Annotated in this window: 17 protein-coding genes; 9 read left to right on the top strand and 8 right to left on the bottom strand. The window is 73.9% G+C overall.

Annotated elements, in window-relative coordinates:
- The first annotated feature begins 3 nt into the window (after nt 1-3).
- Together ACGF1Z_RS04915 and ACGF1Z_RS04910 are read left to right on the top strand one after the other, a co-directional pair.
- Nucleotides 4-951, top strand: a complete 948-nt coding sequence (locus ACGF1Z_RS04915) for a peptidoglycan DD-metalloendopeptidase family protein (protein ID WP_392999921.1) — start codon at nt 4-6, stop codon at nt 949-951.
- A gap of 173 nt (nt 952-1124) precedes the next feature.
- Nucleotides 1125-1919 carry an SGNH/GDSL hydrolase family protein gene (locus ACGF1Z_RS04910; protein ID WP_392999919.1) on the top strand — a complete coding sequence of 265 codons (795 nt, stop codon included), beginning with the start codon at nt 1125-1127 and terminating at the stop codon, nt 1917-1919.
- Nucleotides 1920-2117: 198 nt separating this feature from the next.
- Here the strand turns inward: ACGF1Z_RS04910 and ACGF1Z_RS04905 are convergent, their stop codons facing one another.
- The 5 genes from ACGF1Z_RS04905 to ACGF1Z_RS04885 all read right to left on the bottom strand — a co-directional run bounded on the left by ACGF1Z_RS04905 (nt 2118) and on the right by ACGF1Z_RS04885 (nt 7398).
- Nucleotides 2118-2966 carry an STM4011 family radical SAM protein gene (locus tag ACGF1Z_RS04905; RefSeq protein WP_392999917.1) on the bottom strand — a complete coding sequence of 283 codons (849 nt, stop codon included), beginning with the start codon at nt 2964-2966 and terminating at the stop codon, nt 2118-2120.
- 7 nt (nt 2967-2973) lie between these two features.
- Complete coding sequence (locus tag ACGF1Z_RS04900; RefSeq protein WP_392999915.1) at nt 2974-4335, bottom strand: STM4012 family radical SAM protein; 1362 nt, start codon at nt 4333-4335, stop codon at nt 2974-2976.
- Nucleotides 4332-5165 (bottom strand): STM4013/SEN3800 family hydrolase, encoded by an 834-nt coding sequence (locus ACGF1Z_RS04895; RefSeq protein ID WP_393000330.1) that lies wholly within the window; start codon nt 5163-5165, stop codon nt 4332-4334. The genes ACGF1Z_RS04900 and ACGF1Z_RS04895 overlap by 4 nt, the downstream gene beginning before the upstream one ends.
- Nucleotides 5166-5317: 152 nt before the next feature.
- Complete coding sequence (locus tag ACGF1Z_RS04890) at nt 5318-6442, bottom strand: STM4014 family protein (protein WP_392999913.1); 1125 nt, start codon at nt 6440-6442, stop codon at nt 5318-5320.
- Nucleotides 6439-7398 (bottom strand): STM4015 family protein, encoded by a 960-nt coding sequence (locus tag ACGF1Z_RS04885; RefSeq protein ID WP_392999911.1) that lies wholly within the window; start codon nt 7396-7398, stop codon nt 6439-6441. The genes ACGF1Z_RS04890 and ACGF1Z_RS04885 overlap by 4 nt, the downstream gene beginning before the upstream one ends.
- Nucleotides 7399-7588: 190 nt before the next feature.
- On the opposite strand from ACGF1Z_RS04885, the gene ACGF1Z_RS04880 reads away from it, so the two are divergent.
- The gene (locus ACGF1Z_RS04880) at nt 7589-8857 is read left to right on the top strand and encodes a hypothetical protein (protein ID WP_392999909.1); all 1269 of its coding nucleotides are present in this window, start codon (nt 7589-7591) and stop codon (nt 8855-8857) included.
- Nucleotides 8858-8961: 104 nt separating this feature from the next.
- Here the strand turns inward: ACGF1Z_RS04880 and ACGF1Z_RS04875 are convergent, their stop codons facing one another.
- Nucleotides 8962-9579, bottom strand: a complete 618-nt coding sequence (locus ACGF1Z_RS04875) for a TetR/AcrR family transcriptional regulator (protein WP_392999907.1) — start codon at nt 9577-9579, stop codon at nt 8962-8964.
- A gap of 123 nt (nt 9580-9702) precedes the next feature.
- Here ACGF1Z_RS04875 and ACGF1Z_RS04870 point away from each other — a divergent pair, with 123 nt between their 5' ends.
- From ACGF1Z_RS04870 to ACGF1Z_RS04845, 6 genes are all read left to right on the top strand, one after another.
- On the top strand, nt 9703-10944 hold the full coding sequence (locus ACGF1Z_RS04870) for an MBL fold metallo-hydrolase (protein ID WP_392999905.1): 1242 nt from the start codon (nt 9703-9705) through the stop codon (nt 10942-10944).
- Nucleotides 10945-11988: 1044 nt separating this feature from the next.
- Nucleotides 11989-14025 carry an ATP-binding protein gene (locus ACGF1Z_RS04865; protein ID WP_392999903.1) on the top strand — a complete coding sequence of 679 codons (2037 nt, stop codon included), beginning with the start codon at nt 11989-11991 and terminating at the stop codon, nt 14023-14025.
- 5 nt (nt 14026-14030) lie between these two features.
- Nucleotides 14031-14465, top strand: coding sequence for a roadblock/LC7 domain-containing protein (locus tag ACGF1Z_RS04860; RefSeq protein ID WP_392999901.1), 435 nt, complete (start codon nt 14031-14033; stop codon nt 14463-14465).
- A 2-nt stretch (nt 14466-14467) separates the two neighbouring features.
- Nucleotides 14468-14839, top strand: a complete 372-nt coding sequence (locus tag ACGF1Z_RS04855; protein WP_392999899.1) for a DUF742 domain-containing protein — start codon at nt 14468-14470, stop codon at nt 14837-14839.
- On the top strand, nt 14817-15452 hold the full coding sequence (locus tag ACGF1Z_RS04850) for an ATP/GTP-binding protein (RefSeq protein ID WP_392999897.1): 636 nt from the start codon (nt 14817-14819) through the stop codon (nt 15450-15452). Before ACGF1Z_RS04855 ends, ACGF1Z_RS04850 begins: the two co-directional genes overlap by 23 nt.
- On the top strand, nt 15449-16018 hold the full coding sequence (locus ACGF1Z_RS04845) for a GAF domain-containing protein (RefSeq protein WP_392999895.1): 570 nt from the start codon (nt 15449-15451) through the stop codon (nt 16016-16018). Before ACGF1Z_RS04850 ends, ACGF1Z_RS04845 begins: the two co-directional genes overlap by 4 nt.
- A 98-nt stretch (nt 16019-16116) precedes the next feature.
- Here ACGF1Z_RS04845 and ACGF1Z_RS04840 read toward each other — a convergent pair whose 3' ends face one another.
- Both ACGF1Z_RS04840 and ACGF1Z_RS04835 read right to left on the bottom strand, forming a co-directional pair.
- On the bottom strand, nt 16117-17316 hold the full coding sequence (locus ACGF1Z_RS04840) for an acyl-CoA dehydrogenase family protein (RefSeq protein ID WP_392999893.1): 1200 nt from the start codon (nt 17314-17316) through the stop codon (nt 16117-16119).
- A 545-nt stretch (nt 17317-17861) separates the two neighbouring features.
- On the bottom strand, nt 17862-18755 hold the full coding sequence (locus ACGF1Z_RS04835; protein ID WP_392999891.1) for a transketolase family protein: 894 nt from the start codon (nt 18753-18755) through the stop codon (nt 17862-17864).
- Nucleotides 18756-18784 lie beyond the last annotated feature (29 nt).

Below are 18784 nucleotides of genomic sequence, written 5' to 3'. Positions count from 1 at the left end.
GCCATGCCCGTGAAGGGTAAGCACCGCCGCCCCAAGGCCAACCCGATCACCCGCGGGTTCGTGGCCGCCGGAGCCGGAGGGGCCGTCGTCGCCCTCCCGCTCATCGGCGCCACCGGCGCGCACGCCGCCGAGCAGGCCGCCCCGGCCGTCACTCCGCAGCAGGCCGTCGCCGTCGTGGCGCCCGCCGCCGTGACCCCGGCCAAGGCCCCGGCCTCGGCCCCCAAGTCGTACACCGTCGTCCGCGGCGACTACCTGTCCAAGATCGCCACCGAGCACCACCTCGCCGGCGGCTGGCAGAAGCTCTACCGCGACAACCGCCAGGTCGTCGGCGGCGACCCGTCGCTGATCCTGCCGGGCATGAAGCTCACCCTCGGCGCCAAGAACACCGCCAAGGCCACGCACCACCCGAAGGCGGCCGCCGAGCACGCCCAGAAGGGTTCCGGCGACGCGACCCGCGCCTCGCGCAGCAGCGAGCGCAGCTCGGCCCCGGCCCCGGCCGCGAGCTCCTCGTCGTCGTCCTCCTCGGCCGGTACGCCCTCCTCCTCCGGCTGGGTCGCCCCGATCGCGGGCGCCGGCGTCGGCACCGCCTACAAGACCGCCGGCGCGATGTGGTCCTCCGGCTACCACACCGGCATCGACTTCGTCGCCTCCACCGGCACCACCGTCCACGCGGTCGGCCCCGGCACCGTCTACTCCGCCGGCGACGGCGGCGCGTACGGCAACCAGGTCGTCATCCAGCACGCCGACGGCACCTTCTCGCAGTACGCCCACCTCTCCTCGATCTCCGTCTCCGCCGGCCAGACCGTCACCGGCGGCCAGGAGATCGGCCTCTCCGGCGCGACCGGCAACGTCACCGGCCCGCACCTGCACTTCGAGATGCGGACCGGTCCGGACTACGGCTCCGACATCGACCCGGTGGCCGCCCTGCGCCAGCACGGCGTGAGCATCTGACATCACGTCAGTACCGCGTCGGTGACGCCGACACCCCGGAGGCCCGGTACCCCTGTGCCGGACCTCCGGCGTATTCCGGCTTGGGAGAATCTTTATCGGTGGCATATGTCACCCGACGTCAACCCCTCCTTACGGTCGCGTAGGTCACACCAGGAGGGGAAAAATGTGCTCCCGTGGCAGACGATTCGAGATCAACAGACAAGAACGCATTCGGGTCGTACGCGGCGATCGGTGACAGCTTCACCGAGGGCGTGGGAGATCCCGGTCCGGACGGGGCCTACGTCGGCTGGGCGGACCGGTTCGCGGTCCTGCTCGCCGACCGGCTGCCGGAGGACGCGGGCTTCCGGTACGCCAACCTCGCCGTACGGGGGCGCCTTCTCGACCAGATCGTCGCGGAACAGGTTCCACGGGCGAAGGAACTCGCCCCCGACCTGGTGACCTTCTGCGCCGGCGGGAACGACATCATCCGCCCCGGCACCGACCCCGACGACGTGGCCGAGCGCTTCGAGCGCGCCGTGTCCGACCTCACCTCCGCCGTCGGCACCGTCATGGTGACCACCGGCTTCGACACCCGTGACGTGATCCTGCTCAAGCATCTGCGAGGCAAGATCGCCACCTACAACGGGCACGTCCGGGCCATCGCCGACCGGTACGGCTGCCCGGTGCTCGACCTGTGGTCGCTGAGGTCCGTCCAGGACCGGCGGGCCTGGGACGCGGACCGGCTCCACCTGTCGCCCGAGGGCCACACCAGGGTCGCGCTGCGCGCCGCCCAGGTCCTCGGGGTGCCGGTGCCGGCCGACCCGGAGCAGCCGTGGCCGCCCCTGCCGCCCCGCGGCGCCCTGGAGGTCCGCAAGGACGACATCCACTGGGCCAGGGAGTACCTGGTCCCGTGGATCGGACGCCGGCTGCGCGGCGAGAGCTCCGGCGACCACGTCGAGGCCAAGCGCCCCGACCTCATCCCGCTCTAGGAATCTAGGACGGTCTCCTCCGGGCGTGCCGGACCCCGCGAGCCCGGCACGATCGGAGCGACCCGACCCGGGGCGGGGCTTCCGGGGGCCCGGCCGGGAACACGGCCGGCCCCCCCCGGACGCCGTGACGGGTCCGCCGTGGCCCTCGGTGCCCACGCGTCCGGGGCCGTGGCCCCGTGCGGGCCGCCGGGGCCGTCCTCAGGTCCGGGCCGCCGGGATGCGTTCCAGGACCCCGCCCGCGAACACGTCGTACAGCGGCAGCGTCTCCAGGTGGACGTAACCGATGTGGCAGTCGCAGGCGGCGAGCGGGCAGGCGCGGGGGCGCAGGGCGGCCCGGTAGGAGCCGTCGTACAGATTGCCCAGCTCGGCCTTGACGAAGTGGCAGCGGCGCACCGTCCCCTCGCCGTCCACGGAGACCACCGACTCGCCCGTGCGGCACGGCAGGCCCGCCGAGGGGTGCGGATGCCGGCTGTACGGGAAGAGGGGGTCGAGGGCCGTCCACACGGCGGCCTCCGGGTCGGAGTAGGTGCGTCCCTCGGCCGCGTTCACCCACAGGTACACCTGGTCCGGCAGTGCCTCCCGGAGCCGGCGGGCGTGCTCCAGGTGTTCGGGCAGGCCGACGATCCCGACGCTGAAGCGGACGCCCCGCGAGACGAGCTCCCGGCACCTGCCCAGGAAGCGCTCGTACGGCGTCTGGCCCGGGTGGTAGGTGCACCACAGGGCCAGCGTGTCCAGGTCCGCCTCGTCCAGCCAGCCCGTGCGGCAGCTCAGGTTCGTCTGGATCGCCACCCGCTCCACGTGCGGCAGCCGGGACAGCTCGACCATGGCCCGCCGGTACCAGGACCGCACCAGGCCCTCGCCCCACGGCGTGAACAGGATCCGCAGCCGGTCCCCGTCCTGCCCGGCCGCCCAGCCGGTGAAGCGCTCCAGCGCCGCCCGGTCGGCGCGCAGCAGCCCGGGGCTGTCCCGGCGCTTGGCGAAGGGGCAGTAGGGACAGTCGTAGTCGCAGGAGGCGAGCGGCCCCCGGTAGAGCAGGGTCAGGTCCATGCCGTGCCTACTTCGCCTCGTACGCGGCCATCGCGGCGCTCACCGCGGGCGAGAACAGCTCGGGCCCGAGCCCGTCCGAGTGCGCCAGACCCTCCGGGGAGAGCCGCAGCAGACCCGCCGGTGCACCGGTGTCCAGCCAGCCCCACTCCTCGAAGCGGGCGAGCTCGTCGGCGAAGTGCTCGAACGGCGATCCCCCGAAGCGGGCCGTGTAGGCGGCGAGCGGCATGCCCTCCGCCTGGAGCAGTGACTGCAGCAGGTGCCGGCGGCGGGCCTCGCCGGAGTCGACCCGGCGGCCCACCTCGGCCCGGGTGAAGTCCCCGGCCCGCGTGTAGGCGTCGATGATCCCGCGGATCTCCGGCATCCCGACGGCGTAGTCGAAGGAGTAGTGCAGCTCCGAGGTGTACGAGCGGGCTCCGCAGCCCAGGCCGATCATGCCGTCCGTCTGGCACGCGTGGTCGTCCGGGCCCAGCGGCGGCGCGTCCGTCCGCCGGAACATGCGCATCGACACCTGCGCGTACCCCCGCGCGAGGAGGTGGTCGCGGCCCGAGCGGTACAGCCGCAGCCGCTGCTCGTCCCACTCCCGGTCGGCCGCCGGCCCCGAAGCGGTGGCGGCCTGCCGGCCCAGGCCGGTGAGCGGGCGGACGTACAGCGGGTAGAGGTACAGCTCCTCGGGGCGCCAGGCGAGGGCCGCGTCGAGCGAGCGGCGCCAGGAGTCCTCGGTCTGGCCGTCGATGCCGTAGATGAGGTCGATGTTGAGGACCGGGACGCCGGTGGCGCGGATCCGGCCGAGGGCCGCCTCGACGTCCGCCCGGCGCTGCGGGCGCACCGCCGCCCTGGCCTCCGCCTCGACGAAACTCTGCACGCCGATGCTCAGCCGTGTCGCGCCCCGCTCGGCGAGGACCGCCAGCCGGTCGGCGGTCGCGGTCGCGGGCGAGGTCTCCACGGACAGCGGCACCGCCCGCAGATCGGCACCCATGCGCCGCTCGGCGATGTCGCAGAGCCGCTCCAGCTCGGCGGCGGTGAGGAAGGTGGGCGTGCCACCGCCGAACGCCGCCGTCGCGAACCGCACCGGCGACGCGTCGCCCAGCGCCTCGCGCACGGCGGCCGCCTGTCGGTCGAGCGCGTCGAGATAGCGGGTGGTCAGCTCGCCGGGCGCGCCGATCCGGGTGAAGAGGTTGCAGAAGCCGCAGCGCACCTCGCAGAAGGGGATGTGCGCGTAGAGCGACAGGGCGTCCTTCGGCTCGTCCGCCCAGAGCGCGGCGAGGGACGGGCGATCGGGAAGCGGCCGGTACGCGGTCTTGTGCGGGTACGCGTACACGTAACTGCGGTACGGGCGCGGGATGTCGGCCGGGGGCCTGAGCACGGTCACGCGGCCGCCTCCCGTGCGTCCCCGTCGGCCGGGCCGGGCAGGACGAACTGGGCGTACGGCACCGTCCACACCACCTCGTGGCCCAGCCGGTGGCCGGTGAACCCGTCGTCCCCGTACGCCGTGCCGTGGTCGGAGCAGACGATCGCGAAGCAGGCGCGCCGGCTGCTCATCGCGGCGAACAGGCGCCCGATGTGCCGGTCGACGTACTCCAGGGCGGCCGCGTGGGTGGCCTTCGAGTCGCCGGCCTCACGGGTCGCGCCCGGCAGGTGGAACCAGTTGGGCTGGTGCAGGGCCGAGACGTTGACGAACAGGAAGAGCCGGCGCTCGCGGGGGAGGGCGGCGACCACCTCCTCCGCGAGCGCCACCTGCGACTCGAAGGAGGTCGGCGAGGCCACCCCGAACGAGGGCTCCCAGTGGCTCTCCTGGAACATTCCGGGGAGCACCGTGCCGAGCGGCGGCTGCCGGTTGAAGAAACCGACGCCGCCCACGCACACCGTCCGGTACCCCTCGTGCGCGAGCGCCGAGACCAGGTCGGGGGTCTCGAAGACGTAGGTGCCGTCCGCGGTCGTCTCGCTGCCCGCGAACGAGGCCGCGAAGAGCCTCGGGTGCGGGCCGGGCGCCGCCGGAGTGGGCAGAAAGCCCGCGAAGATGGCCTGGTGCGAGGCGTAGGTGAAGCTGCCGGGCGCGTGCCGGCGCTCCCAGGCCCCGCCGGGCAGGTGCCGGGCCAGGTTCGGGATGCGGCCCGCGGCGGCGAGCTCGGCGGCGACGTCGTACCGCAGGGTGTCGAGGGTGACCAGCAGCAGGTCGTGACCGCCGACGACCTCGTTCATGTCGGGCGCGGTCCGCTCGGCGGGCGCGTCCGGGGCGAGAGCTGCGGTCCGCCCGGCGGGCGCCTTCGGGGCGACGGGTGCGACCGACGCGGCGGCTGCGGGCCGCACGACGGATGCGGCCGGCGGGCCGGGTGCGGCGGGGGGCGGGGGATTCACGACGTGCTCGTTCCTGTGGTTCGCGTACGGAGGAGGGCGGCGACCTGGGCCGCGTAGGTGTCCCGGCCCTCGGCGCCGCCGCCGGGCAGGCCGGTGAGGCCGGGCAGCAGATCGCCGAAGGCGTTGACCTCGCCGACCGAGAAGCGGCGCCAGCCGGTCCCGGGGAGCAGGTCGACGCCCACGCAGCGGGTGCCGGGGAAGGCCGCGGCGGCTCGTTCGCAGACGGTGAGCGCGTCGGCGAAACGGCCGCCCGCCGCGGCGATCGCGGCGCGCACCGCGTCCAGATCGCCCCGGGCGCCGCCGAGATGCAGATTGGTCATGGGGGAGCGGCTGGTGCGGACCACGGCGTGGGTGGCCCGGCCGTCGACCACCACCACCCGCAGGTCGGCGGCCCGGCCGCCGAGCGAGGCCTTCGGCAGCCAGCGCTCCACGTGCAGCCCGTCCGGGGCGAGCGCGTCCACGATCGCCGCGACCTCACGCTCCGACGTGTAGCGGCGGACCCGCAGCGAGTTGTGCAGCCGGCCGTCGGCCCGGCGTTCCACCGAGGTGGTGGCCTGCACCCGGCCCCCGCCGGCCGTCTCGACGGCGAGCACCCCGGACGCCGAAGAGCCGTGCGCGAGCTTCACGAACACCCGGCGCATCCCGGGGTCCGCCGTGATGGCCCGCACGTGCTCCCATCCCCGTACGGGCGGAGCCGCCGCCCCCGAGGTGGGCGAGGGCGGCACCGGCACGCCCGCCGCGGCCAGCCGCTCGTGGCTCCGCCGCTTGTCGAAGAGGACCGCGAGCTCGCCGGGGTCGGCGAGCAGCTCCGCACCGGCGGACCGCACCTGGGCGGCGAGGCCGGCGACGGCCGCCGTGAAGCCCGCGTACCACCGGCCGCTGCCCTCGACCCGGGTCGGCTCCGGCACGCCGCGCAGCAGCCGGTCCACCTCCGGCTGCTCGCCGGGGGAGTCCAGGCGCACCCGCTCGCCCGGACGGAAGGCGGCCCCGCCCCGCAGCACGTCGAGCCACGGCACGGCCCGCGGCCGGGGCAGCCCGGCGGCGAGCGCCGCGTCCTGGAAGAACCGCACGCGGCGGCCCTCCGGATCGCCGACGACGACGAGGGCCGGGGCGGAGGTCATTCGGCGACCGCTACGTACCGGTGGCCCTCACCGGCGCCGTCGTCCTCGGGCGTCTGCGGGTCGCCCAGGTCGACCAGGACGCCGTGCGGGGCCAGCGCGGCGGCCACCCGGTCGGCGGTCTCCTTCGACAGGTAGTGGTGCGCGAGGCCGAGCCGGCGCAGCCCCGTCAGCGCACCCCCGGCGAGCAGCGCCACCGCGCCGACGTCGGTGAGGGTGCCCATGGACAGGTCCAGGGCCTCCAGACGGGCGAGGACGGGCGCGTCCGCGACGGCGGCGGCGACCTCGTCCTGGATGTCGCTGTTGCGCAGGCCCAGGCGCCGCAGCGCCGGCACCCGGTCGCCCGCGAGCAACGGCGCCAGGTCGGCGACCGTGGTGTCACCGCCGTAGGTGTCGGTGCCCAGCCACAGCTCCAGGTCCTCCAGCGCGGGCAGCTCGCTCCCGGCGATGCCGCGCACCACCGCGCCGCTCAGTCCGCCGGTCTCGACGAGGAGGCTCCGCAGCCCGGTGTGCCGCACCGGCGGGAAGGCCAGGCCGGTGCCGCCGCGCACGCCCAGGGCCCGCAGTGCCGGATAGGCGGCGAGCAGCGGGGTGACGTCGGACTGGACGATCCAGGAGATCTCGCAGTCCTCGAACGTCATGTCGCCGAGGAACACCGCCTCCAGTCCGGTCAGCCGGTCGTTGGCGCCGATCAGGGCCGTCACGATGGCGGCCGACGAGGTCTCGTACGGCTCGTCCCAGCCGCCCACGACCACGGCCCGCACCCGGGCGGTGTCCACGGTCGCGAGGAAGCGCTCGAAGAGGGGCTGCCACTGCTCGTCCTCGGGCTCGGCGTACGTCGGGACGGACAGCCGCCAGGCCACCGACGCGGCGTCGGGCAGCTCGGCCGCCGCGCCGGGCGCCGGGAACTCGCACACGGGCAGGCCGTGGAACTCCTGCAGGTGAACCCCAATGGTCATGACTGCTCCTGACACCCGGACGTGGCACCGGACGGCGTAGATCGGCTGATGCCTGCAGTTCTACCAAGCACCTCCGACAAGGCCGGGGCCGGGCCCGCCGGACCCGGTACGGGGGCGGCCGGGCGATCGCGCTCCCGCGCGTGTCCGGTCGGGTATCTGACGATCAGTCTGATAATCATCACTCGTGTTCATGCGTCGCACCCTCCCCGCCCTGCTGCTCGCCGTGGCCACGCTCCTCGTCCCCCTCCCGGCGGCCGGCGCCGACCCGCCCACGGGCGGGGACACCAGCCCCACGGGCGAGGCGGGCTCCGCACGCCCCCGGACCCCCGACGGGCCGTCGGCGGCAGCGTCACCCGAGCCTCCGGGCACGCCCTGGGCCGAACCCCCGACGGAACCGTGGGCCGAGCCCTCGGAAGGCGGGTGGACCGCGCCGCCGCCCGCCCGCCCGGCCGCGTTCACCATCCGCGGGATCGACCTCCACGACGGTCAGATCGTCAAGTTCGGCCCCACGTACTACATGTACGGCTCGATGTACGGCTGCGGCTTCGAGTGGTACGCGCCGCCCACCCCCTGGTGCGGGTTCGGCGTCTCCACCGCCCCCACGCCCCGGGGCCCCTGGAGCACCCCCACGCCCCTCTTCGATCCGGCCGGCGTCGACCCGTGGACCCGCGCCTCCTGGCAGGACACCTGCGGCGGCACGGCCCAGGGCTGCTTCAACCCGCGCATGATCCGCCGCACCGGCTGGGGCCGGGACGACGGCGCCTTCGTCCTCTGGTTCAACAGCCCCCGGCACCACTCGCTCGACGGGTCGAACGCCTACGACGTCATGGGCTGCGCCTCGGCCGCCGGACCGTGCGGACCCGGCGCGGGGCCCGACGGCTGGTACCGGAAGCCCACGCTCTCCTTCTGCAACGGCAACGGGGACTTCGGCATCATCGCCTCGGGCACCCCCGGCGCGCCGCCCGCCCTCGTCTGCACCCAGCCCGGCGCCGCCCAGCTCAATCTCGAAGAGCTCGACGCACTGGGGAGCGGCGGGCACGGCGTCGGCGTGCGCAAGGTCGCCGGGCTCACGAACGTCGAGGGGCCGGGCGGCTACTGGGACCCGGTGTGGCGGCGCTACGTCCTCACCTACGCCGACACCGCCTGCGGCTACTGCGCCGGCACCCCGATCGGCTACGCCACCGCGCCCTCCCTCTACGAGGGCTGGACCGCGCCCGGCAACGTGGGCTGGAGCGCCCCGGCGTCCGGGCGACGCGTCTTCGACGGCAACAGCTGTGGGGGCCAGCCCAGGACCGTCACCGTCCTCGACGGCCGGCCCTGGCAGATCATCGACCTCTGGCTCGGCACCCGCAACGAGGCCGCCGCCCCCACCCACCTCGTGCCCCTGCGCTACGTCCCCACCCCGGGCAGCCCCGGCGACGGACGCGTCTGGCGTCCGCCGCTCACCCTGAACTGCTGACGGCCGCCCGCGGAGAGCCGAAGGAGCGGGCCGGGCACGAGTGGCGCGCGGGCGGGACGTGCCCCCGCCCGCGCCCCCCGGCGAAGGGTCCTCACGGCGAGGCGTCAGGGCGGGCTGGACGACGGGAGCGCCGGCAGCCCGAGCTCGCGCGCGAGGGCCGCGTCCGCCCACTCCAGCATCGTGGCGCGGGCGAGGGCGCCCGGATACGCGGTCATCCGGACGGCCAGGCCGTCCAGGAACGCGGTGAGCCGCCAGGCCGCGGCGGCCGGGTCGGCGCAGGAGAACTCGCCGGCCTCCGCCCCCTCCGAGATCGCCGAGGCCAGGGCCTCCTTCCAGGCGCGGTCCAGCGAACCGGCGACCTCGCGCAACGCCGGCTCGCGGGGCGCCAGCGCCCAGCTCTCGATCCAGAGCCGCCAGCCCTTGGCCTGGCCGGTCGGGGCGTACCAGCGGACGGCCGCGCGCAGCCGGCGCACGGCGGTGGTCCGGCGGCCGAGGAGCTTGCGCAGGCGGGCCAGGTCCTGCTCGGCGGCGTGCGCGAAGGCGGCCGCGACCAGCTGTTCCTTCGTGGCGAAGTGGTACAGGACGAGAGCGTTGCTCACCCCGAGCTCGGCGGCCACGTCGGCGATCCGCAGGGCCGCGGCACCGCGTGCCTCGATCTGGGTCACCGCTGCCCGCAGCAGGGCCTCCCGCCGCTCGGGCACGCTCAAGCGCTCTCTCGCCACGCTCCCGACCCTACACAGCACGTGACGAGGACATGCCTGTGCGAGGAGGGGCCGGAGGGAGTGACCGGCCGCCCGGTCGCCGGGCCGCTCATAATGAAGAGACCCTTGACCTCAGGAGGTCCTGTGACCGGCACTGGCTCCGACCACACGCTGCGGGCACGGCTGCGCGCGCTGCGCCCCGCGGCCTTCGGCGCCGATCCGACGGGGGAGCGCATGGCGCGCATCCTCCGCTCGCCGAACTTCGCCGACGGCGTCTTCCGGAACCCCGAGCCGGCCCGGACCCGGCCGTCCGGTTCCGCCAGGGAGTTCGCGAAGATCTACTTCGACAAGGAGGCGCGGGCGCGACGGGCCCCCCACGGCACGATCCCGGTCCACCCCACCACCGTCGCGGACCTGGCGCGCCCCCCGGCCACCGGTCTGCGGGTCACCTGGATGGGGCACTCCAGCGTCCTCGCCGAGATCGACGGCCGGCGGGTGCTCTTCGACCCCGTCTGGGGCGACCGCTGCTCGCCCTTCGCCTTCGCCGGCCCCAAGCGGCTGCACCCGGTCCCCGCGCCGCTCGCGACCCTCGGCCCGGTCGACGTCGTGGTCATCTCGCACGACCACTACGACCACCTCGACCTGCCGACGATCAAGGCGCTGGCCGGCACCGAGACCCTCTTCGCGGTTCCGCTCGGCGTCGGCGCCCACCTGGAGCACTGGGGCGTTTCCGCGTCCCGGATCCGCGAACTCGACTGGACGGAGTCCACCGAGATCGGCGACCTGCGGCTCACCGCGACGCCCGCCCGCCACTTCTGCGGCCGCGGACTGCGCAACCAGCAGCACACCCTGTGGGCGTCCTGGGTCGTGGAGGGCCCCGAGCACCGGATCTACCACAGCGGCGACACCGGCTACTTCTCCGGCTTCAAGGACATCGGGGCGGCCCACGGCCCCTTCGACGCCACCATGATCCAGATCGGCGCGTACTCCGAGTACTGGCCCGAGGACCACACCGACCCCACGCCGCTGCCGGGGGCCTGGCCGGACATCCACATGTCGCCCGCGAAGGGCGTCCAGGCCCACCTCGACCTGCAGGGCGGCGGTCCCGGCGGAGTGCTGCTGCCGATCCACTGGGCCACCTTCAACCTGGCTCCGCACGCGTGGGCGGAGCCGGGGGAGTGGACGAGGTACGAGGCGGAGGAGGCCGGCCAGGCGGTGGCGTTCCCGCGGCCGGGTGAACCGTTCGAGCCCGCGGGGAAGCTGCCCGTGGATGCCTGGTGGCGCGGGGTCTCCCAGCCCCTCGCCCACCCCTGGCGCCGGCCCCGGCCGGTCGAAGCCCCTGCCGAGGCCCCCCGGCACGATCTCGACCTCGCGGGTGACCGCTGACGTCGGACGTGGACCGGCCGGGCAGCGGCGCGGCCCGGTCGGCCCGGCCCGGGGAGCCACGGCGTGTGGTGCGGGTGGACCGGGCGGTCCGGCCCGGGGACGGGGAACCACGCCGTGTGGTGCGGGTGGACCGGGCGGTCCGTCCCGGCGGGCCCCCTTCGGTGAGTTCCCCGCGGCTTGCGGCCTCGTGACCGTCGCGTTCGTCCTCGACGCGGTGAGCGTGGCCGGCTCGGCGGCAGCGCCGGACGGCGGGCAGGGCGTCTGACGGGGGCCGTGGGGCTCCCGGTGGCGGTACGGGCGGTGGCCGGCACATCGCGCCGCACATCGTGTCGACGGATCCGAACTGAGCTCACTTGCCGGGGACGCGGTGCCGGAGCGCGCCGCCCCACGGTGTGCCGGAGGGTGATCGCCGGACCGCACTCCACCGGCCGAGGGGGCGCCCGCCCCTTTCGGTCCGCCGCCCTCGGAGCCGGAGGGCCGCAGCGGGGAGCCGGACCCGGGGGCGGCCGCTGACGCGGTTCCCGCGGCCGCAAGCCACGCGAAGCCGCAAGCCACGCGAAGCCGCAAGCCACGCGAAGCCGCAATCCACGCGAACACGAGCAGACGCCGACGTACGCACCGACGCGAACGCGAATCCGGACCGATCAGGTCCGCGCCGGGGGTGTGAAGGTGCCGGGCGGGACGCACCCCGAACCTTCACATCACCCCGGCCCGTGTCCGGGCGGCGGGATTCCGCTCCGGGGCGATTCCTGCGCCGCGGTGCGGTCCACGTCGGCTTCCGCGCCCCTCCGCTCCGGCGCGGATCCCTCCGAGCGGCGAGTTTCGGCCAAGTGTTCTCGGCCTGCAGACGGCGGCGATACCAGAGCGAGGCGGTCTACGGGTAAGTTTGCCAACTGCGCACCGCACGTGAACGGTTGACAACTACAGTGGATGCTTGGTGATCATCGGTAGGCTCATCACACTGACGTAGGAAACCCACGTAGCACACCCCCCGTAGTGCACCCCCGTAGTACGCCGATTGCTGGGCACGTACCAAGGACACTCATGTCTCAACTTCGCGCACCCGCCGCGCGGTCCGAACGCCGCGAGGGCGGGCGGCACGGCCGGTCAGGCGCCCGCACCGCCGCCGGCACGACCGGCGCCGGATCCGCTCAGTCTCCCGCGCCGCTTCCGAACGAGGCCCGCATTCGCCCCCAACTCCTGCGTACCTCCGTACTTCCGGCCGTCGCCGTGGCGCTGGGCGGCGCCGCCGCCGTCCTGTTCACGATCCGTTCCACCGCCGCCCCTGTGACGCCCGGCCTGTGGGCCGCGCTCACCGGCGCCGCGGCCCTCACGGTCGCCTCGGTGACCGCCGCGGCCCTCGGCGCGAACCGGGTGGCCAGGACCGTCCTCGACCGCGCCCACGCGCTGCGCCGCGACACCGCCCGCGGACAGGCCGAACTGCAGTCGGTCATCGCACAGTTGCGCAGGGGCGAGACCCCCGAGCCCCGCTCGGCGGCTCCCGCCGGCCCCTCCTCCGGCGACGAGTTCGACCTGCTGGCACAGGAGCTGACGCGCTCTCACGAGGCCGCAGTGAACGCCGTGGTGTCGGCCTCGCAGCTCTCCAGCAGCGTCGGGAACGAACAGAAGGTCGAGGTCTTCGTGAACCTCGCCCGCCGGCTCCAGTCGCTCGTCCACCGCGAGATCCAGCTCCTCGACGAGCTGGAGAACGAGGTCGAGGACCCCGAGCTGCTCAAGGGCCTGTTCCACGTCGACCACCTCGCCACCCGCATCCGCCGCCACGCGGAGAACCTCGCCGTCCTCGGCGGCGCCATCTCCCGTCGCCAGTGGTCGAATCCGGTCACCATGACGGAGGTGCTCCGCTCCTCCATCGCCGAGGTCGAGCAGTACCCGCGCGTCAAGCTGGTCCCGCCGATCGACGGCACGCTCCGGGGCCACGCCGTGGCCGACGTCATCCACCTCCTCGCCGAACTCGTCGAGAACGCCACGCTGTTCTCCGCGCCGCACACCACGGTGCTGCTGCGCGCCCAGTACGTGACGGCCGGTCTGGCCATCGAGGTCGAGGACCGCGGTCTCGGCATGCCCGTCGGCGAGCAGAACAAGATGAACGCCCTCCTCGCCGACCCGGACCAGGTCAACGTCGCCCACCTGCTCCAGGACGGCCGCATCGGCCTCTTCGTCGTCTCGGCCCTCGCCCGGCGCCACGGCATCGCCGTCCGCCTCCAGTCGAACATCTACGGCGGCGTCCAGGCCGTGCTGGTGCTGCCCCAGGGCCTGCTCGGCGCGGACCCCGAGGGCCTCGCCCGCAGCGAGGGCCGGGCGCAGGTACCGGTGCACGCCCCGGGGGAGGTCCAGGCTCAGGCCCCGTCCCAGGCCCCCGCGGTCGGCCAGGCCGCCGGGCAGGCGCCGCCCCAGGTCGCGGCGCCCCCGACGGCACCGGCGCCCGCGCCGGCAGCGCCCGCCCCCACCCCCGTGGCGGCGCAGCCGCAGCCGCAGCCCCAGGCCTACGCGCAGCCGTACGTACCCGCCCCGGCGGCCCCCGCCGCCCCGGCCGCGACCACCTCCGTCGCCCCCGCCGGACAGCGCCCCGCGCCCCACGGCACCGGCGCCCCCGGTGTCACCGCCGGACAGCGCCCCGCGCCCCACGGCACCGGCGCGCCCGGTGTGCCGGCCGGCTCCGGCATGCCCACGATGCCCGGTGGCCCCACCGGCTCCGCCCTGACCGGCGGGTCCGCCCTGCCTGGCGGGTCCGGCGGGTCGGCCGGCGCCGGTCTGCCCGGTGTCCCGCACCAGCCCGCCCCCGCCGAGCCCGTGCGGCCCGGCTCCACCCACTCCGCTCCGGCCGCCGAGGTCCCCCCGTCCTCGCGTCCCGGAGTGCCGGGCAGGCCCGTCCTCCCCAAGCGGCGCGCCCAGGAACACCTCGTCCCGCAGCTGCGCGACGAGCCCGTGGCCCGCAAGCCCGAGGAGCACGCCCTGCACGACCCGGGTCTGATGGCCGCCTTCCAGCGCGGCATCGGTCTCGCAGAATCCCAGCCCGCCCCCCGTGAATCGCTGCGTCCCGGTGACGCGCACAAGGAGTAGACACCATGGCGAGCAATGCGCCGAACGGCCATTCCTCGGATCTCGACTGGCTGCTCAGCGGCCTGGTCCAGCGGGTCCCGTACACGCGTAACGCCGTACTGCTCTCCTCCGACGGTCTGGTGAAGTCCGTGCACGGCCTCGACCCCGACGCGGCCGACCACATGGCCGCGCTGGCCTCCGGCCTGTACTCGCTGGGCCGCAGCGCCGGCGCGCGCTTCGGCGACGGCGGCGAGGTCCGGCAGGTCGTGGTCGAACTGGACTCCACCCTGCTGTTCGTGTCCACCGCCGGCTCCGGCACCTGCCTCGCGGTGCTCGCCGGCCGGGAGGCGGACGCCGCCGTCCTCGGCTACGAGATGGCCATGCTCGTGAAGAGCGTGCGGCCGTACCTGGTCACCCCGGCCAGGCAGGCCGCCGGCGCCATGGGCAGCGCGGGTCGGTGAACATGGGCTCCTCTCAGGAAGGGCCTTGGCTCGACGACGCGGCAGGCCGGCTGATCCGCCCGTACACCGTGAGCGGCGGCCGGACCAAGCCGACTGCCGCGCTCGACCTGCTCTCCATGGTGATGGCGACCGGTTCGAGCCCGCAGCCGCACATGGGTCCCGAGCACAACCTGGCTCTCGGGTTGTGCGGCGGCCCCACCTCGGTGGCGGAGATCGCGGCGCACTTACGGCTCCCGGCCGTCGTCACCAAGGTCCTGCTCTCCGACCTCGTGGACTGCGGGGCGCTCACCGCCCGAGCGCCCCGCTTCCACGCCAACCCAACCGACCGTTCCTTGCTGGAGGCAGTGCTCGATGGCCTACGACAACGGCTCTGAGCCTCACGACCGCGGTCACGACAGCTTCGCGGCCGACCCGTTTCCCACCGCCCTGAAGATCCTGGTGGCGGGCGGGTTCGGCGTGGGCAAGACCACGTTCGTGGGCGCCGTCAGCGAGATCGAACCACTGAGCACCGAAGAGCTCCTGACCTCCGTCAGCGCGGCCACCGACAGCCTGGAGGGCGTGGAGTCCAAGACCACGACCACCGTCGCGATGGACTTCGGACGCATCACCCTGGACGACCGCAACGTGCTCTACCTGTTCGGCACGCCGGGCCAGGAGCGCTTCTGGTTCATGTGGGACGAGCTCTCCGAGGGTGCCCTCGGTGCGGTCGTCCTCGCCGACACCCGCCGTCTCCAGGAGTGTTTCTCCGCCGTCGACTTCTTCGAGCGGCGGGGCATCGAGTTCGTGGTGGCGGTCAACGAGTTCGACGGTGCCTTCCGCTACGACCCGGACGAGGTGCGGGCCGCCCTGGACCTCAGGCCCACGGTGCCGGTCGTGCTCTGCGACGCCCGGATCTCCAGCTCGGGCATCCGTACCCTGCTGACCCTCGTCCAGCATCTGCTCACCAACATCCCGGCCGCCGCGCCGACCTACGGAGCCACGACATGACCTACGACCCGACCGGTCATCTGCTGCTCACCCCCATCGACCACGAGGCGCCCGCCCGGGTCCGCCGGCTGCGGGAACTGGGCCTCGGCGAGCAGCCCGACCCGGCCTTCGACGACTTCGCCCACCGGCTCGCGGACGTGACCGGTGCCCCCTTCTCGATGGTCAACTTCATCGACGAGAACCGGCAGTTCTTCGCCGGCCTGCACACCCCGGCCGGCAGCCACTCCGGCACCGACCTCGGGGCGAACGCCGCCGGCGGCGGCGTCGGCCGCTTCATGGCCCGCGACCACGGCTACTGCCCGCATGTCGTCGTGCGCCGCAAGGCCCTCGTCCTGGAGGACGTCTGCGACTACCCGCGCTTCGCGGGCAACCCGGTCGTGGACGAGATCGGCATCCGCTCCTACATGGGCGCCCCGCTGATCGACCGGACCGGGGTGGCCCTCGGCACCATCTGCGTCGTCGACACGGACGTACGGCCCTGGGGCCGCGCCGGCCTGGAGACGATCAAGGCGATGGCGGCCGAGCTGGTGGAGCAGATCCACCGCCGCGAGGACGGCATGTTCTGACGGTCCGTCCGACCGACGGCTGCGCCCGGGCGTAGCGGTGCCCCGGTGTTCGGCTTCCTTGCCGGACTCCGGGGCATGGTTGTCTCCATGAGGGCGCGTCAGATGTGCGCGGGCTCCATGCGCACCACCTCGGAGAGCCGCTCCGACCAGCTGCCCTTGTCCTGTCCGAGGGCGACCTCGGCGAGGCGGAGGAGCTGGATGTCGGAGGTGCCCGCGGGGGCGAAGATGTGGTGCGCGTCGCGGAGGTAGCGCTCGATGGCCCGGTCGGTGAAGAGGCCGGCCGCCGCGTGGATCTCCATGGCGTTGCGCCCGGAGTCGAGGGCGGACTCGACGTTGACCAGCTTGGCGTTCATCAGCTCGGTGTCGCAGGACATGCCCTGGTCGAGCAGGTGGACGGCGTGGTACGCGGCGAGCCGGGCCGTCATCAGCCGCGACTGCATCTGGCCCAGCTTCAGCTTCACGGTGGGGAGTGCGGCGAGCGGCTTTCCGTAGCGGATGCGCTCGGTGGCGAAACGGGTGGTCTCCTCCAGGATGGCCTGGTGGATGCCGAGGGAGACCGCGGTGAGGTTCGCGCGGCCGTAGAGCACGCTGGAGGAGTAGGCGACCGCGAGCCCGTCGCCCTCGTCGCCGAGCCGGTTGCCGGCCGGCACCCGGCAGTTCTCGAAGATGAGCTCGCCGAAGCTGAAGCCGTGCAGCCCCATGGCCGGCTGCTGTGGGCCGGTCCTGAACCCCGGGCGATCGGATTCGACCAGGAAGGCCGTGAGTCCCTTCGATCCCGGACCGGTTCGGACCACGACACCGTGGAGATCGCCGACGTGGCTGTTGCCGACGTACACCTTGCTGCCGTTGAGGATGTAGTCGTCGCCGTCACGCACCGCGGTCGCGGACATGCCGAGGACATGGCCGCCGGACTCGGGCTCGGTCACCGCGATGGTGGGCAGGCACTCGCCGGCCGCGATGGCCGGAAGCCAGGTCTTCCGCTGCTCGTCGCTGCCGAAGTGCACGATCTTGGCGGTGCCGAGCTGCGAGGCCTGGACCATGGCGCCCATCGCGCCGCTGACCCGCGAGAGCTCCTCGATGATGATGGTCTTGGCCAGATGGCCTGCGCCCATGCCGCCGTACTCGTGGCCGATAGTCGCGCCCAGCCAGCCCTGCCCGGCGATCAGCCGGGAGAGTTCGTGGTGCACGGAGCGCGACGCTTCCATCTCGGGTATCCGTGGCCGAACCTCACGCTCTGCGAAGTCCCGAACGGTCTCCCGGAGCTGATGATGCATGCGACTGCTGAAGTAGCCGTCCATCCGAGTCCTCCCCTGCGAAACGCCTGCTCGTCGAGTGGTCCGAGCAGGTGGTGCATCGGCAGTGGTCCCGTCCCGAACAGGCCGACCACTTCATGGTGTTGATCTTTCCGGGGTGGAGCAATATCGCCACCAAGTTTGGCCGAAAGCGGAATGGTTGACGATTGTTTCTGACTGTGTTTCGCATGGTCTTGGCGCATCGGGTCCGGTCCGCCCCACAATCCCCAGGGGCGTGTTTCTGCCACATGCCAACGGCACAGGATTCATGGGCGAACCGCATCGAGAAGGCAGGGATGTCGTCGATACGGATGTTCAGGGAGGATCGGGCATTCCGGAACGGCTCCCCGGGCTCCGCCCCGCCGTTACCGCACGGTATCCACGCTCGCGAAGCCCGCCCGGGGGGTGCGCCGGTAGCACCCGGGGGCGCAGTGGGGGCAAGGAGCGGGTCGCACAGGGCGAAGGGGGATCGTCACGGAGCGTGCGCAGGCGCATCCGCCGCACGCTCCGCCCTCCCTCACTCTCCGTGGTGACCTGGCGACGTCCCGCGCTCATCCCAGGAAGGCCGCGATCCGCGCCCGGAGCGCCGCCGGATCGAGCCCCTGTCCGGCCAGGTGCTCCTCGATGCTGCCGTAACGGCGCAGCTCGCGCCGTCCGATGCCCAGTCCGAGCACCCGGTGCGGCACCTCGGCGAGCGCGTCGTTGGCGGCTGCGGTCGAGGTCCCGGCGAGGTACGGCTCCACCAGCACGACGTCGGGCCGGGCCCCGGCCACCGCCCGGCGCAGCGTCGCACCGTCGAAGGGCCGGATGGTGGTCGCGTACAGCACGGTCACGTCCAGACCCTCGGTCGCTGCCAAGACGGCGTCGAGCATCGGCCCCACCGCGACGACGACCGCCCGGGAGCCCTCGCGCAGCACGGTGAAACCGCTCCGGGCGAGCGGGTGCGCCGAGGCGTTGGCGTGCACCGACAGGCGCAGGTACACCGACCCCTCGCTCGCGACCGCCTGCCGCAGCAGGGCCTCCGCCTCGTCCGGGTGCCCCGGCACGTGCACCGTCCAGCCGTCCAGGGTGTCCATCAGCGCCACGTCACCGGGGGACATGTGGGTGAAGCCGCCGGACGGCCAGTCGTACGAGCCGCCCGCGCTGACCAGGACGCCGTGCACGCCCTGGTGCCCGAAGTCCAGCTTCAGCTGCTCGAAGGGCCGCTCCACCAGGAAGGAGGCGAAGGTGTGCATGATCGGCCGCATCCCCGTCAGCGCCATCCCGCCCCCGGCCCCGATGAGCAGCTGCTCCCGGATCCCGACGTTGATCACGCGGTCCGGGTGGCGCCGCAGCGCCTGCTGGAACCCGTCCTTGCTGATCTCGGCGAGCAGCAGCGCGAGACGGGGGTCGTCGGCGAGCAGGCGGTCGGCGGTGGCGATGAAGCGGTCGCGCATGGTGTCCACGGAAGGGTCTCCTCGAAGGTGTTCGGCGG

This window comes from Streptomyces sp. NPDC048018 (genome assembly GCF_043202995.1).
In the GTDB taxonomy this organism is placed as follows: Bacteria; Actinomycetota; Actinomycetes; order Streptomycetales; family Streptomycetaceae; genus Streptomyces.
This window is presented reverse-complemented; position numbering and strand designations above follow the sequence as displayed.